This window comes from Chitinophaga oryzae (genome assembly GCF_012516375.2).
Lineage (GTDB): Bacteria > Bacteroidota > Bacteroidia > Chitinophagales > Chitinophagaceae > Chitinophaga > Chitinophaga oryzae.
The window spans coordinates 8139523-8155891 of record NZ_CP051204.2 but is presented as its reverse complement, the minus strand read 5'-3'; the positions used below and the strand labels follow the sequence as shown (position 1 = coordinate 8155891).

Annotated in this window: 12 protein-coding genes; 9 read left to right on the top strand and 3 right to left on the bottom strand. The window is 49.8% G+C overall.

Going from position 1 to position 16369, the window contains the following annotated elements:
- The first annotated feature begins 222 nt into the window (after window positions 1-222).
- The 4 genes from HF324_RS32345 to HF324_RS32330 all read left to right on the top strand — a co-directional run bounded on the left by HF324_RS32345 (window position 223) and on the right by HF324_RS32330 (window position 7238).
- Window positions 223-2652: a bifunctional YncE family protein/alkaline phosphatase family protein gene (locus tag HF324_RS32345; protein ID WP_168861656.1), complete on the top strand. Its 2430-nt coding sequence runs from the start codon at window positions 223-225 to the stop codon at window positions 2650-2652.
- A 64-nt stretch (window positions 2653-2716) separates the two neighbouring features.
- Entirely contained in the window at window positions 2717-4147 is a 1431-nt protein-coding gene (locus HF324_RS32340; protein WP_168807895.1) for a glycoside hydrolase family 125 protein, read from the top strand.
- A gap of 93 nt (window positions 4148-4240) precedes the next feature.
- Complete coding sequence (locus HF324_RS32335; protein ID WP_168861655.1) at window positions 4241-6022, top strand: MutS-related protein; 1782 nt, start codon at window positions 4241-4243, stop codon at window positions 6020-6022.
- Window positions 6023-6155: 133 nt separating this feature from the next.
- Entirely contained in the window at window positions 6156-7238 is a 1083-nt protein-coding gene (locus HF324_RS32330; RefSeq protein ID WP_168861654.1) for a PA0069 family radical SAM protein, read from the top strand.
- Here HF324_RS32330 and HF324_RS32325 read toward each other — a convergent pair.
- Window positions 7235-7384 (bottom strand): hypothetical protein, encoded by a 150-nt coding sequence (locus tag HF324_RS32325; protein ID WP_168807889.1) that lies wholly within the window; start codon window positions 7382-7384, stop codon window positions 7235-7237. The two genes, HF324_RS32330 and HF324_RS32325, sit on opposite strands and share 4 nt — an antisense overlap.
- A 584-nt stretch (window positions 7385-7968) precedes the next feature.
- Here HF324_RS32325 and HF324_RS32320 point away from each other — a divergent pair.
- The 5 genes from HF324_RS32320 to HF324_RS32300 all read left to right on the top strand — a co-directional run bounded on the left by HF324_RS32320 (window position 7969) and on the right by HF324_RS32300 (window position 14176).
- Window positions 7969-8535, top strand: coding sequence for a DinB family protein (locus HF324_RS32320; RefSeq protein ID WP_168807887.1), 567 nt, complete (start codon window positions 7969-7971; stop codon window positions 8533-8535).
- 828 nt (window positions 8536-9363) lie between these two features.
- Window positions 9364-10428 carry an AAA family ATPase gene (locus HF324_RS32315; protein WP_168807885.1) on the top strand — a complete coding sequence of 355 codons (1065 nt, stop codon included), beginning with the start codon at window positions 9364-9366 and terminating at the stop codon, window positions 10426-10428.
- Window positions 10429-10557: 129 nt separating this feature from the next.
- Window positions 10558-11307: a hypothetical protein gene (locus HF324_RS32310; protein WP_168861653.1), complete on the top strand. Its 750-nt coding sequence runs from the start codon at window positions 10558-10560 to the stop codon at window positions 11305-11307.
- A 12-nt stretch (window positions 11308-11319) separates the two neighbouring features.
- Window positions 11320-12732 carry an RtcB family protein gene (locus HF324_RS32305; RefSeq protein ID WP_168861652.1) on the top strand — a complete coding sequence of 471 codons (1413 nt, stop codon included), beginning with the start codon at window positions 11320-11322 and terminating at the stop codon, window positions 12730-12732.
- 226 nt (window positions 12733-12958) lie between these two features.
- On the top strand, window positions 12959-14176 hold the full coding sequence (locus tag HF324_RS32300; protein WP_168807879.1) for a sterol desaturase family protein: 1218 nt from the start codon (window positions 12959-12961) through the stop codon (window positions 14174-14176).
- Here HF324_RS32300 and HF324_RS32295 read toward each other — a convergent pair.
- Window positions 14161-15282 carry an acyltransferase family protein gene (locus tag HF324_RS32295; protein WP_246269347.1) on the bottom strand — a complete coding sequence of 374 codons (1122 nt, stop codon included), beginning with the start codon at window positions 15280-15282 and terminating at the stop codon, window positions 14161-14163. The two genes, HF324_RS32300 and HF324_RS32295, sit on opposite strands and share 16 nt — an antisense overlap.
- A gap of 68 nt (window positions 15283-15350) precedes the next feature.
- Window positions 15351-15851 carry an RNA polymerase sigma factor gene (locus tag HF324_RS32290; RefSeq protein WP_168812027.1) on the bottom strand — a complete coding sequence of 167 codons (501 nt, stop codon included), beginning with the start codon at window positions 15849-15851 and terminating at the stop codon, window positions 15351-15353.
- Window positions 15852-16369 lie beyond the last annotated feature (518 nt).

Sequence of the window (16369 nt, the reverse complement as noted above, 5' to 3'; positions counted from 1 at the left end):
GCGATTTGAAACTACCTAAGTAATAACCCCTGATTAAGCCGTGATCATTAAAGCATCTGAACAACAACGTTGCCCGGGACGTTAGTCCCGGGGGCAAATAAAAATCTCCGCTCCGAATATTATATTAGTATTATCAATAGCGTGGCTATTGTTTCGCGCCGGGTGTCTGTCCTATTTTTATCAGCTTATTGGTTAATTGTCAGCACATTATCAGATATGCATATGAAAAAAATGATTTTCAGTGCGCTGTTACTGGCCGGGTTACAGGCCGCAGCACAAACAACAGATACCGTGGCCGCGCGGATATTATTGCCCAACGGATGGGCGCTCACACCTGCCGGTCATTCCCTGCCGCTGGGCGATTTGCCCCTGAACATGGTACTCTCCGCCTCCGGGAAATACCTGGCGGTAAACAACAACGGACAAAGCAAACACACCCTGCAACTGATAGACGCCCGGCAGGAAACACTGCTGGACGAAGTGGTTATCCCAAAATCATGGTATGGGCTGGCTTTCAGCAAAGATGAAAAGACGCTTTACGCTTCCGGCGCCAACGATAACGTAGTGCGGGAATACCAGCTGCGAAACAACAAGCTGTTGGCGACAGACAGTATCCGCCTCGGGGCGGCATGGCCGAAAGAAAAAATATGTCCTGCCGGCATGGCGCTGGACCATTCACGGAACCGACTATACGTAGTAACAAAAGAAGACAGCAGCCTTTACCTGCTGGACTTGTCTGCCAAACAGGTTATACAGCGGGTGCCCCTGGGGGCAGAGGCTTTTACCTGCCTGCTGTCCAAAGACAACAAAACGTTGTACATCTCCCTGTGGGGAGGAGATGCCATCGCGGTGTATGATATCGCAGCCGGTAAAATCATGCAGGAGATAAATACAGGTAGTCATCCTAATGAAATTATTTTATCTAAAAATGGTAAGTACCTGTATGTGGCGAATGCCAACGATAACTCGGTATCTGTTATTGCCACTGCCGGCGGTAAGGTGATAGAAAACCTGCATGCCGCGCTGTATCCGGACGCGCCCACGGGTTCCACTACCAACGGTCTTGCGCTGTCGGAAGATAATAAAACACTGTACATAGCGAATGCAGACAACAACTGTCTCGCGGTGTTTGATGTGGCCACCCCGGGCAAGAGCCATGCGGAAGGGTTTATCCCGGTAGGGTGGTATCCCACCTGTGTGCGGGTGACCGGTAAAAAAGTGCTGGTGGCCAATGGAAAAGGTTTTACTTCCATGGCTAACCCGGAAGGACCTAATCCGATCAGTCGTAAGGACGCCAGCGGTTCACATCTGGCCAACACCCGTAAGGACCGCCCGGTGCAATATATCGCAGGGCTGTTTAAAGGCACGTTGTCTGTCTTCCGGGAACCGGGAGAAAAGGTGCTGGGGCAGTGGTCAAAACTGGTATACGATAATACGCCCTATACAAAGAACAAGGAGTTGCGCGCACCCGGAGAAAAAGGCAATCCTGTCCCACAGGAGGCAGGGCAGTCTTCACCTATCAAATATGTGTTTTACGTTATCAAGGAAAACCGCACGTATGACCAGGTGCTGGGCGATGTCAGGGAAGGCAATGGTGATAGCAGTCTCTGTATCTTTCCTGAGCGGATCACGCCCAATCAGCATAAGCTGGTCAGGGACTATGTGCTGCTCGATAATTTTTATGTGGATGCAGAAGTAAGCGCTGATGGTCATAACTGGAGCACGGCAGCTTACGCTACCGACTATACGGAAAAGACCTGGCCTACCAGCTATGGCGGCAGAGGCGGCACCTATGATTATGAAGGTAGCCGTAAGATAGCCTATCCCAAGAAAGGGTTTATCTGGGATTATTGCCATCGTGCGGGCGTAAGCTTCCGCAGTTATGGTGAATTCGCCGGTAAAGGGTCGGCTACGCTGAAAACGCTGGAAGGCCATTATTGCAAGGCGTATCCGTCGTTTGACATGAGTTTCCTGGATGTGGACAGGCAGCAGATCTGGCAACATGACTTCGATTCACTGCTGGAGGCGGATGCGGTCCCCCGTTTCAATACCATCCGGCTGGGCAACGACCATACCAGCGGCATGCGGAAAGGCGCCTATTCGCCTTATGCTTCCGTGGCGGACAACGACCTGGCGGTAGGTAAACTGGTAGAATACATCTCCCATAGCCGTATCTGGAAAGAAAGCGCCATTTTTATCCTGGAAGACGATGCCCAGAACGGCCCGGACCATATCGATGCCCACCGCTCCACCGCTTATGTGATCAGTCCTTATGTGAAGCGGAAGACCGTGAACCATAACATGTACTCCACTTCCGGGATGTTGCGTACCATGGAGCTGATCCTGGGGCTGCCGCCCATGAGCCAGTACGATGCTGCCGCCACGCCTATGTGGGAGCTTTTCACCGCTACGCCCGATCTGACGCCTTTTGTGGCGCTGGAAGCCAATGTGGATATCCGGGAGCGGAACACCGCCTGGAATGAGAGCGCCCGCCGCTCTGCTGCTTTTGATTTTGCCCATGAAGACCGGGCGCCCGACCTGGAGCTGAATGAAGTGGTGTGGAAGGCCGTCCGTGGCGAGAATGCGGTGATGCCGGCACCCCGGCGGAGCGCCTTCGTGAAGCTGCAGGAGAAGGAAGAGGACGACGATTGATAAATCGATTAAGCAAATCCCGGAAACTTTTCTATTTTAGCCCTACTTAAATGTAATAAACAGTATGGTAGCAAGGAGAGATTTTATCAGGAACAGCGCACTGCTGGCAGGTGCTGTTAGCCTGGGGATGCCCAAAACTGTGTTGGGCTGGGATGGTTATTCTTCCCAACGTCCGCCGGTGGCGAAACGAAAATTTACCAGCGACGCGGTGGAAAAGACAATCGCCAGCGTAAAAAAACAGATTGCCGACAACAAACTGGCCTGGATGTTTGAGAACTGTTTCCCGAACACCCTTGATACCACTGTCAACTTCAAAACAATGGACGGCCGGCCGGACACTTTCGTGATCACCGGTGATATCAACGCTATGTGGCTGCGCGACTCCTCTGCGCAGGTATGGCCTTACATTCCGCTCATCAAGGAAGACAAGAAGCTGGAACAGATGGTGGCGGGGGTGATCAATCGCCAGGTGAAATGCATCCTGATAGACCCGTACGCCAACGCCTTCAATGATGGGCCTACCGGCAGCGAGTGGGAGAAAGACCTGACAGACATGAAGCCGGAGCTGCATGAGCGTAAATGGGAGATAGACTCGCTCTGCTATCCCGTACGCCTGGCGTACCACTACTGGAAGCATGGTGGCGATACCAGCGTCTTTGACGCGAAATATAAACAGTCGGCCCAGCTGATCGTTAAAACCTTTAAAGAACAACAACGTAAAGAAGGCAAAGGCCCTTACAAGTTCCAGCGTGTCACCGCCTGGCAGTCTGATACCGTCCCGAATTCTGGCTACGGTTCACCGATGTTGCCGGTAGGGCTGATCGTTTCCATCTTCCGTCCTTCCGACGACGCTACAGTGTTTCCTTTCCTGATCCCGTCCAACATGTTTGCAGTGGTATCCCTGCGGCAGCTGGCGGAGATCAGCACGGAGATCTACAAAGATGCGGCTTTTGCCAAAGAGTGCGCTGAACTGGCGGACGAAGTGGACCGCGCCATCAAAGCCTATGCGATCGTAGAACATCCGTACCTGGGCAACATGTACGGATTTGAGGTGGATGGTTTTGGAAATCGTTTATTCATTGACGATACCAACGTTCCAAGCCTGCTGTCTATTCCCTACCTGGGCTATACCACTGCAGACGACCCGCTGTACCAGGCTTCCCGCCACTTTGTATGGAGCAGCTTTCATCCGTGGTTCTACAAAGGCAAATATGGCGACGGCGTAGGCAGCCCGCATACCGGGGTGGACTACATCTGGCCGATGAGTATTATCATGAGAGCATTGACCAGCCAGAGCAAGGAGGAAATTGCAGCGTGTATCAAAACACTGCGCAATACTGACGGTAACACGGGTTTCATACATGAGTCGTATCACAAGGACGACCCTACGAAGTTCACCCGGAAATGGTTCGCCTGGGCGTGTACCCTGTTTGGTGAACTTATCCTGAAGGTGAGCCAGGAGTATCCTGATCTGCTGAAACGGCAGTACGCCTGATCATTTTTTTAGTTTATTATTTTTTATGTTGATATTTGGAATGCAGCGGAGACGATCGTCTTCAGCTGCATTTCACTTTTAAAAATGTAAGTAATGGAGCACCCTCATCTATACCAGCAACGCATCAACGACTTTCAACAGGCGATTGACAGGGAGAAGAAGCGGACAGCGCTGCTCTCGTGGTCCCGGTTGTTGAGTTTCCTGTTGATCATTGCCGGGGTGGTGTTTTACTTCCGTGAGGGAAGGGAAGGGGCGTGGCTGCTGGCCACAGCAACGGGAGTGGTGGCTTTCGGTTTTTTCCTTAAAAGACATAATCGTTCCCAGCAACAACTGGCGTTACTGAAAACGTTACTGGAGCTGAATAAAAAGGAACTTCAGCAGGCTACCACCTGGGAGTCTTCCTTTGAAGACGGTCATGAGTTCATCAACGATCAGCATGATTATTCCGGCGACCTCGACGTGTTTGGCCCTGCTTCCATTTTTCAGTCGATCAACCGTACCGGCACCTTGTCCGGAAAACAACGGCTGGCGGCTTCGTTGTCGGCCCCGATGCTGGACGCTGCGCAGATCCTGGCTACCCAGGAAGCGCTGAAAGTGCTGGCCCCCGAAACGGATTTCCGGCAGCATCTTACTGCCAATGCCATGCTGGCCAAAGAGGATGCCAGCGACCGCCGCGAGCTGGCGCAATGGCTGGATATGCCTTTTGCCTTTATCCATAACCGGTTTATGGGGATTGCCCGGTGGCTGTTCCCGGCGTTAACGCTGGCGGCAGTGGTGGCAGGCAGGTACATGGGGCATTACTATCTTTTTATCGGGATGGTGATGGTCAACTGGCTGGTACTGCTGAGCATCCAGCCTAAATTGCTGGAGCAGTACAAACTGATATCCCAGAAGGAAAGGATCCTGGAGAAGTTTGCCCTGTTGCTGGGATTGATTCGTAAAGGCGCGTTTGAGCAGTCGGCGTTGCTGCGGCAGCAGCAGGAAACGGCGCGTGAGGCAGATGTAGCGCTGCATCAGTTGTCCCGCATCAGTTCCGCGTTTGACCAGCGGCTGAACCTGTTGGTGGGCATCGCTCTCAATTCTCTGCTGCTATATGATCTGCATTGCATTCTGCGGCTGGAGCGGTGGAAAGAGCAGCATAAAACGGCGGTGGACAAATGGATTGATGTGATAGCGCAGCTGGAGGTATGGAACAGCCTGGCCACTTTTGCGTTTAATCATCCGGGGTATGCTTATCCGCAGCCGCAGTCGGAGCCGATGTTGCTGGAAGCGGAAGGGTTAGGGCATCCGCTGATCCCGGAGAGCGAATCCGTTAAAAACGACGGGCATATTGGCCGGGATGCCAGCTTCCTGATTATTACCGGTTCCAATATGTCGGGCAAGAGCACTTTCCTGCGCAGCGTAGGTGCCAACCTGCTGCTGGCCATGTGCGGCGCGCCGGTATGTGCCGGCCGGCTGGTGTTTACGCCCATGCGCATCATGACCTCCATGCGTATCAAAGATTCTATCGCCAGCCATACTTCCTATTTCCAGGCGGAGCTGCTGCGGCTGCAGCATATCATTGTTCAGCTGAAAACAGGGGAGCGGGTGTTCATCCTGCTGGACGAGATCCTGAAAGGCACCAATTCGGAAGACAAGCTTTCCGGTTCCCGCAGCCTGATAGAGCATTTCCTGGCGTATAACTGCCTTGGGATGATTGCCACGCATGACTTGGAGCTGGGGCACCTGGAGGAAAATTATCCGAGCAAAATCCGGAACTACTGTTTCGAGAGCACTATCCAGGACGACCACCTGTTCTTCGATTACCGTATCCGCCCGGGTATTGCGCGTAACAAAAACGCTACTTTCCTGATGAAACAGATGGAAATCATTTAGATTTTGATATTTGGATATTTTGTTATTTGATTATTTGCCGAAGTCCCTGGAAAATCAGGCGCTCGTCAAATAATAAAATACCTGAATAATAAAATGACAAAATATTTAGTATTTTTACTAAAATATTTAGTGTATGACATTGCCATTCCAGGAAGGAGGAGCCGAAACTCCCTATTACAAAGGACGTGGTGCGCAGATCAATCCGCGAAACAAATACCTGAAGGGCGAGTATGTGCAGGAGCATGCAGAGGGGATTGACGAGTGGTGGCAGGCGGATGTGCCTACCCAGGTATTTGAGGAGCATGCCAAAACGCTGGTCAATAAGGTGGAGAGCCCGGACGTGGGAATGTGGTATTCCATGAACCCCTACCAGGGCTGTGAGCATGGCTGTATTTATTGTTATGCCCGTAATGCCCACCAGTTCTGGGGATTAAGTGCGGGATTGGATTTTGAACGGAAGATTATTGTCAAACATAATGCTCCGGAGCTGCTGCGTAAGTTCCTGGACAATAAAAACTGGGTGCCCAAGCCTATTTCCCTCTCCGGTAATACAGACTGTTACCAGCCGGTGGAGCGTAAGATGTGGCTTACCCGGCAGCTGCTGGAAGTGGCGCTGGAGTATAAACAGCCGGTGGGCATCATCACCAAAAACTCGCTGGTGCTGAGGGACCGTTACCTGCTGCAGCAGCTGGCACAGGAAAAGCTGGTCTGTGTGTATGTTTCCATTACCACCTTACAGGAGGAGCTGCGGCAGAAGATGGAGCCGCGGACCACAACGGCGGCGCAGCGGTTTAAGATTGTGAAGGAGCTGAGTGATTTTGGTATACCCGTTGGCGTGATGACGGCGCCTATGATCCCCGGGCTGAATGATCATGAGATTCCGCGGCTGCTGGAGATGGCTGCTGCCAATGGGGCGAAGTATGCCGGGTATACCGTTGTGCGGCTCAATGACGCGGTGAAGCTCATTTTCAATGACTGGCTCTATAAAAACTTCCCTGACCGTGCGGACAAGGTGTGGCACCAGATAGAGAGCATGCACGGGGGAAATGTGAATGACAGTGAATTCGGCCGGCGGATGCGGGGGGATGGCAATATCGCGGAGCTGATCCGGCAGCAGTTCAGGGTACACGTAAAAAAGAACGGCTTGAACCAGGAGCGGTTTGAGTTTAATACGGAGTCCTTCCGCCGTCCTACCAGCCAACTGAGTTTGTTCTAGGAAAGAATGACGGCAAAATGCTGGTCCTGAATAGTTTGGAGAATAGCCGGGAAGTGGCCGGGGTGGCGGGGCTGCAGCTGGATGCCGTTGGCCGCCGTCTGGCAGATGTTGCGGCCGGATAGCAGCGGAGGTCTGTAGCGGGCCATGGTGAGGGAGAGAGGAGGAGTGAATCCCGGATATAAACGAATTGTTAACTCTATAAAAAAAGTAGGCTATATTATTGTGTAATCAAAAAAATAAAATCTACCTTTGTAGCAAATAACAAAATTTCTTAGTGCAACTTCTGTCAACATATAAGATTATTGCGATGGCCTGCAAGCAAAAGCAGGTCTATGACGGATTGCGGGCACGTTGCACCGATTGTTAACGAAAAAGTTATCAAACGATATAAACAAAGGTCCCGCTCTCAACAGAGGCGGGACTTTTTGCTTAGTAGCAGTACTGAAATGACGACAGTGAAAGAACTTCAGACGATAACTGGTCAGAATATTCAATACACCATCTGGTGTAAAGGGAATGGCTTTGCCTTAAAAAAGCCATACGGACAAGGTATGCAGTAATGTAAGCTTAACCCATTACATGATTGCCCGGTCCGTAAATACGGCCGGGTTTTTTATTTCACGGGAAAATCCGGCACAGAAATGGCAAACAATTTTTTAAGAACGTTATGTGCTCGGCCCATTTGATCTCGTACAGACAGGTATAGTGCATAACCCCAAAACGTTAGTATATGAGAAACGTTATTCAAGTTGTAAGAGAGGCTTTACTCACCAATTTCAGAGAATTGGACAATTGGTTTGACAAGGAACCGGCGTTGCTGGACTTCAAACCGGACCGCGATCAATGGAGTATACGGGAAGTGCTGGAACATATTTCCCTCACTAACTACTTCCTGTTACTGATCATCAACAAAAGTACCCGCAGGGCGCTTGACCGTAAAAGAAACGGCCATACCGTTGTTGTGCCGGCAGATTACCAGGAGAAATTCAGCCAGATCGATGTGATCAGCAGTAAGTCTTTCGGATGGGTAAGGCCGGAACACATGGAGCCTACAGGGCTTAAAGATATGCAGGAAGTAAAAGCGCTGCTGAAACAACAGTATGCGCAATGCATGTACAATCTGTCTTTGCTGAAGAATGGCGAAGGAGTGCTGGTATTCACCAACATGTCTGTAAACCATCTGGGCAAACTGGATATCTATCAGTACATCTATTTCCTGACCAAACATATAGAACGTCATATCCGCCAGATGAAAAGACTGGAGAGGGAATATGAAGAAAGCGCCGTTCTGATCTGATTTTTTTGGTCGACCAACAACGTCTATTATTGTTATCCTCATTCGATTACAACAACCGGAAGTATGCGCACTTCCGGTTTTTTTATACCGTCAGGAGCCGACACTATATTTATCTACATAGAAAAAATATTTGAAAAAAGTCTGTTAAAAATTTGCATTATCACTATTTATCACGTTATCTTTGCATCGTTAAAAATTGATAATAGTAAACACTCGTAAAAATGGTACGCTTTAAATTAAATATGGAATCAGCAATCCCCTGCGGCACGCAGGATTGGGGCGGGTTCCGGGCGTTTCATGGTTACAGGTAGTACAAAATATTTGTATCATATAACAGAAGCCCGGATCCATGGATCCGGGCTTTTTTTATGATGGTTTTGATAATGATATTACCACTGAATACAATCAATAACCGGGCACTGGCCGCTGGAATGCGCCGCAGTAAAGGATTCAAGGATAGCATCAATCATATTGACGCTAAACGGACCTGGCATGCCTTAACGTAGTATGTGCGTTAACGTTAGTAGCCCGGTCCGTGTAAACTGACCGGGTTTTTTTGTGTTCATCGCGAAAAGATATTTGAGGAGGTACAATTTATAAACAGGTAGCGGAGTAATCCTGCTCCGCTGATCCTCTCTCTTTAAGTTGTTTTTTTCGTCTCTGTTTGAATTAGCCCCCATCTTCAGGTTATCAAGAGGATAACTTGTAACTTCCCCCAAAAAGAGGTACCTATACGTACCGGAAATGATAAGCCTGATTTGCCTGGAGCCCAACAGGGCTCCGGTAAATCACTATCAGGGAAGATTAATTTTAACGTGCAATTTGTAAATGAAAACAATGGTCAATAACCAGATAGATATCACCGATGGAGAATACTTTGCACCCAAAGGGGTGTATACGTTTCATTTTAACAGTATACCCAACATCAATAATATCTACGATATAGACGGAGAAAAAGCAGCGGCGGCGTTTGTAAAGACTTTTGAAAAAATGATACTGCATACCTACCGCTACACCGACTACGATACTAAAAAGAAAAAGTATAAGCATGCCCAAACGGTGATGGTGCTCAGCAACAACAGCGTAGTGGCCTTCTGGCATTCCTGGGTGGAAATACTGCACGATGGTGCGGATACCGCTTTTGTCTCAAAAGTAACTGAAACGGCTACACGCTATAAGGAAAAACAACGCCGCGAACCGCATGAGATCAACCTGATCGTGAGCGGGCGTAAAGGGCTGGAGCTGAAGAGCATGGAGATCAAACGCACGAAGCTGGACATCGGGCTGTTTTATGAAGATGATTTCCGTGAGGTGGACAAGGTGATACAGCAACGGCTGCGTAAGGATAAAGACAAGGGCATCGTGCTGCTGCACGGTATTCCTGGAACCGGTAAGACAACCTACCTGCGTTATCTCATCGGTAAAATTAAAAAGCGCATCCTGTTTGTATCGCCCGACCTGGCACACAATATCATGAATCCCGAATTCATGGAACTGCTGATAGATAACCCCAACTGCGTGGTAATTATCGAAGATGCAGAAAACGTGATCATGGACAGGAAGTTCAGCGGCAATTCATCGGTATCCAATCTGCTCAACCTGTCCGACGGACTGCTGGCAGACTGCCTGAATATACAGCTGGTGTGCTCTTTCAACAGCGATCTGTCTGCTATTGACAGTGCGCTGCTGCGCAAAGGAAGACTGATCTCCAAGTATGAGTTCAAAAAGCTTTCGCCGGCGAAAGCGCAGCGCCTGTCCAAACATTTGGGCTTCGACACCGTGATCAGCAAACCCATGAGTGTTGCTGAAATAGCCAACCAGCATGAGCCATCCTTTGAAGCGCCGAAAAACGTGATCGGCTTCAGAAGGACCCTGCTGGAAGAAACCGTATAAACAAACATTATTCATCTCATTTAAAATATTATTCGTCATGAAAAAGAATCACTTGTCTGTATACAATCCAATGGTACACCGTGTTTACCGATCGGTAAACACTATTGAAAAACAAACAGACCATTTGTTATGGACAAGTTATTTTCTGACGAACTACAATATTATATCGATACCGCACGGCTCAGAACCGCAAGACAAAAGCGCCGTGCAGTTATAACAGCAAGGGATAAACAGCTGCTGCAGCTGGACGAATATGAAAAGGAGCTGTGGAGTCAAAGCCGCAAGCCTATATATGTTCCGCTGGACCCGCCTGTACAAAAAGGGTACGTACGTTTCTTTGTATTAAGGGATGATGTGGCCCGTGGAAAACAGGCATTATTTTTTCAGGGTATCCTGGATAAAATCAACACAGAACAATACTTTCACCGGAAGGATTTTAAAAAGAAAAAACGGGTACGTGGCAAGAAGGTGTGGGTAGACAAAGAGCAGCATGTTAAGAAGCTGTATGCGTGGGAAGTGGAAAAGCTGGGGCTTACGCCGCAGGAAATGGCTTACTTTGAAGTACGGCCCGAATTTTCCAAGCTGAAAGGAAAAGAAGTTCTCATGACTGTGTTTACGGAGCCCTGGCGTTTTGTATTGCGGGTGCGGCCGTATATGCTGACGCACCGGAGAGTGGTAGATCCTGTGCTGGAATCACGGATGAGGGAGGTGGATAATTACATCACCATCCGCCAGTTGAGACACCGCATGAACTGGCTTACACAAAGCCGTGGAGGCGGGCGCAGACGCTGGGAACCTCCCGTGAAAGCAAAAGAACGGTATAAAAAGAAAACCCTGCTGCAGATGCTGCAGGAAGAATATTACGATAACATTGATTGAAACACCCCCATTATGTCTGAATTGAAAATGACCGGAAAACAATTACGTGCCCTGGGTTACCCGCAGGGTCCTGTAATCAGTGTAGCCATGGACGTTATTGCCCAACATTATACAACGGCGGCTACGGACGAGATAGAAACGGTACTGGCCAAAGTGCTGGCAGATCCGGCGGCCTATGCCGAAGACGCGGTATGGGCGCAGGTAGCCCTTGCTTTGATCCCGGAAGAACGTCCGGCAATAATACCCTTGCGCGAGAAACCGGTGGATTATGCCGTTTTCGGCGCCGGCTTTATTGAAGAAGGTACGATCCGGCAGCTGAACAGTGCAGTGCGTTTACCCGTAGCCGTAGCCGGTGCGCTGATGCCGGATGCCCATCAGGGTTATGGCCTGCCTATCGGTGGCGTGCTGGCCACGGAGAATGCCGTTATTCCCTACGGCGTAGGCGTGGATATCGGATGCCGTATGTGCCTGAGCATCGTGGACCTGCCGGTGGAGAGCCTGACGACGAGGGCCGGTCAGTATGAGAAAGCATTGAAATACAAAACCAAATTCGGCGCCGGTGCAGAATGGAAAAGGAACGACGAAGATCCGGTACTGGAAAGAAACGAGTTCAAAGAAATTCAGATATTGCGCAACCTGCAGGCAAAAGCAGCGGGGCAGCTGGGAACTTCCGGTTCCGGTAACCACTTCGTAGAGTGGGGCGTAGTGACGATCACCGATGCCGGTAACGAATGGGACCTGGCGCCGGGTGATTATGTAGCATTGTTGTCGCACTCCGGGTCCCGTGGCCTGGGCGCCCAGGTGGCCGGACATTATACCCGGCTGGCGAAAGAGCTGTGCGTACTGCCGAAAGATGCGCAGCACCTGGCCTGGCTGGACCTGGACACAGAAGCCGGGCAGGAATACTGGCTGGCGATGAATCTTGCCGGTGATTACGCTTCTGCGTGCCATCACCTGATCCATAAAAGACTGATCGCTGAAATGGGCGCTACCATGCTGGCACGGGTGGAGAACCACCATAACTTTGCCTGGAAAGAAATGCATCATGGTAAGGAGCTGATCGTGCACCGTAAAGGCGCTACCCCTGCCGGGAAAGGCGTACTGGGTATTATACCGGGTTCTATGACCGCTCCTGGCTTTATTGTGCGTGGCAAAGGGGAAACGACCAGCCTGCATTCCGCGTCGCATGGCGCCGGGCGGCAGATGTCCCGTACCAAAGCCATTGCTTCCATCACGCATGACGAGATGCGGAAGATGCTGCAGGATAACGGTGTAACGCTGATCGGCGGCGGACTGGATGAGGCGCCGGGCGCCTACAAGAATATCCGTACCGTGATGGCAGCGCAAGCCGACCTGGTGGAAGTAGTAGGCCAGTTCCAACCTAAAATGGTGCGGATGGCCGATGGCGGACCAGCAGAAGATTAGCAGAAGACTAAATAGATATATGCAATGTCGCAAAGGCGGGAGATGGCGCGAGCTGTTTCCCGCCCTTTGTTTTTTATAGTCTACAAGTTTAGTAGGATATTCAAAAAATATTCTCTAATATTGTTACCAGTTACCACCAATAACGAGATTCAATACCCTTGCACATGGGCTGGCACCATGCGGGGATACCTGTGTTTTCATTTTTAGCGTTTTAAACTTTATCAAAGTGCATTTGAATTTTCTGGCATTGGCGGTTCCTTTTTTCCTGACATTTATGGGGCTGGAGTACCTGGTGGCGCATCAGCGGGGAAAACGCTATTTCAAGTTCAACGATTCCGTAGCCAACATCAGCGTGGGCATTGCCGAGCGCCTGCTCGACACTTTTACAGTAGGCCTTTTTTATTTCCTGTATGACTATCTGCACCGCCATTATGCCTTGTTTGATATAAAACCGGGCGTCCTGCTGTGGGTAGCGCTGCTGGTATGCACTGACTTTATCTGGTACTGGTACCACCGGCTGGCGCATGAGGTGACGTTGTTCTGGTGCGCGCACGTGGTGCATCATCAGAGCGAGGAATTCAACTATACCGTATCGGCGCGGATCACTGTTTTCCAGGCCTTCATCCGTACCGGTTTCTGGGCGGTGTTGCCGGTGATCGGATTTCCGCCGGCGATGATCACCAGTATGTTGCTGGTGCACGGATTGTACCCGTTTTTCATTCATACCCGTACGATCGGCAAGCTGGGCATCCTGGAATACATCCTGGTAACGCCTTCGCATCACCGGGTGCATCACGCGAGCAATCCAAAGTATCTTGATAAAAACTATGGTGATGTGTTTATCATCTGGGACAAGTTGTTCGGCACCTTTCAGAAAGAAGAGGAGGAGCCGGTATACGGGCTGACGAAACCCCTGGAGAGCAATAGTTTCCTGTGGCAGCATTTTCATTTTATACTGGAAATGATCTATTCCGTGAGGCGGGCAAGCGGCTGGAGGAATAAGTGGCGCGTAGTGTTCGGGAAGCCTGACTATGTAGACCCCGCGGCGCGGGAGGTGCTGGAGGCGTCGTTTCTGCTGCGGAACCGCACCATAACGGAAACGCCTAAGCTGAATAATTATGTGGTGTGGCAGATGGCTGCCACACTCACATTGTTATTTACTTTTTTATTGCTGGAGCATTATGTGCCGGTATTTGTACAGATATGTGTGACCCTGCTGATCCTGCTGACGCTGATTAACTGCGGCGCTATCATGGAGCAGAAACGGTGGGTGTTTTACCTGGAGTATGCGCGTTACGGTGTTTTATGTTTCGCGCTGTATTACTACTGGCCGCATCCTTCATTGCTGACACTGGCGGCGCTGGTGTTAACCACAGCGCTCCGGTTCCGGTCGCGGCTGAAGGAGCGGTATTACCGGTTGGTATACGGTTATACCCGTACGTAAATTTTCTTTTTGTCCATCCAGTAACCGATCGCGGCGAAGGCGCACACATGGAAGAGGGCGAACAGGAAAGAGCCTACCATGTTCCCACCTATGGGTTGAAATACGCTCTGGTACAGCCATGAATACATGTTCTGGCCGGGTACGGGGCGAATCAGCAGGTATAATTTTACGACTACGCCGGACAATACATAGATAAAGAGCGGGTTTTTACCGAAAACGGTGAAGAAGGTCGTCCACCGGGTTTGTCCGCGGAATTCCACTATATACATCAGGATGGAGATCAGCAGCAGTGCGATGCCTACAGTGTAGAGCACATAGGAGCTGGTCCATATTTTTTTATTGATCGGGAATACCATGTCCCAGCAGAGCGCTGCGAAGATGAGCAGGCAACCCATGATCATCAGGCGGGCGAGCATTTCATAGGTTTTACCTTTTTCCTGGATGAATTTACCGGCGAGGTAGCCGAAGATCACGTTGCAGATGGCCGGGAAGGTGCTGAGTATGCCTTCCGGGTCGAAAGGCACTCCTTCTCCTCTATACATGTGATTTTCTCCCAGTATTAACTTATCGAGCGGCAGGCCGGCATAGCCTTCGAGGCTGTAGGGATCTCCGGTGCCGAAGGCGATCAGCACAAACCAGTAGGCGAGCAGGATGACGCAGGCGGCCACGAAGGCGCCCCTGTCTTTCAGGTAGTGGACGATGAAGGCGGCGGCGCCATAGCAGAGGGCTATCCGTGGGAATACGCCCAGGATGCGCAGGGAGCTGAGTGGTTTCATGACCAGGTGCCCGTCGTCCCATTTTACGAACGGGAACCAGTTGAGCAGCAGGCCGATGCCGAAGATCATCAGGGTGCGTGTGAGTATTTTCCGGATAACGGCGGCGTTGCCGGCTTCGGCGTATTTTTTCATGGCAAAGCTCATGGCATTGCCTACGGCAAAGAGAAAGAAGGGAAATACGAGGTCGGTGGGCGTGCAGCCGTGCCATTTGGCATGCTCCAGTGGTGGGTATACGTATTCCCAGCTGCCGGGATTGTTGACCAGGATCATGGCGGCCACTGTCAATCCGCGGAACACGTCCAGCGATAAAAAACGTTGCGATGCAGTCACTATAGGATGATTTGGTTGTTTGGTAATTCGCCAAGATAAATATTATAGTGAAGGATCGCAACAGTCATTTAGTGCCGGAGCACCTGTGTCTTGAGTATTTTACGGGCGAAGTGGATCCTGCTTTTGATGGTCCCGAGGGGTTCCTGGAGGATATCGGCTATTTCAAAATATTTATATCCTTCGTAATAGAGCAGGAATGGCTGTTTAAAGATCTGCGGAAGATGGTAGACAGCGACGTGTATGTCTTTTATCCGGAGATTGGTATCAGCTTTGTTAGTAGTCGGGCTCTGCTGGTAATTGAGGAAGAAATCGCTGACGCTGGGTTCGGCGATCATCCTGTTTTTGGCTTTTTTCCGGTAGTGGTTGATGAAGATATTGCGCATGATGGTAAAGAGCCAGGCGCGGATATTGGTGCCTTCCAGGTATTTCTCCTGGTTGGAGAGGGCGCGGAAGAGTGTTTCCTGGTATAGGTCCTTGGCCTGTTCGGCGTCTTTGGTAAGGGTAAAAGCAAAGGGTTTCAGGAAATCAGCGTTTCCGATGAGCAAGGTGTTAAATTCAACAGATGACATCATGTTTCAGGTTTTGGCTTAACTGAATGAAACGGAATCACACGGCGTCTGACGTTCACGAAATGTTAATAAATTGATTTACAAGGGCTTTAGGATATTTTTTAGTCGAATATGGTCTTCTGAGTGTTCCGGTCCGGTAAAAAAGCGCTGATTTTGGATGGTTAATAAATACAACAGGTCTTATCAGCATGACTCTCTGATATTATTAACGAGAAAAAGTAAAAAACGGATTGAAAATCTTTCAGTTATATTGAAAGAGTTAAATTATAAAAATATTTATATTATAAATAACTTAAAATTAATTTAAACCTGTGCCGGTAAGGTAATTTTCCTGATCTTACAGGAACCATCAGTAGATGTTCCAACGCATATCAGATAATGTCTAACGATTTCGAAACAAAACGGTTAGCTTATCTGATTCCTGTAACATTTATATGTTATTTTTAATAGATTTGCAACTTGTTTGGCCATCCCCATAAGGTATGGTCCGTTTAAAGTTGTTTTCCAGAAAGTATTCG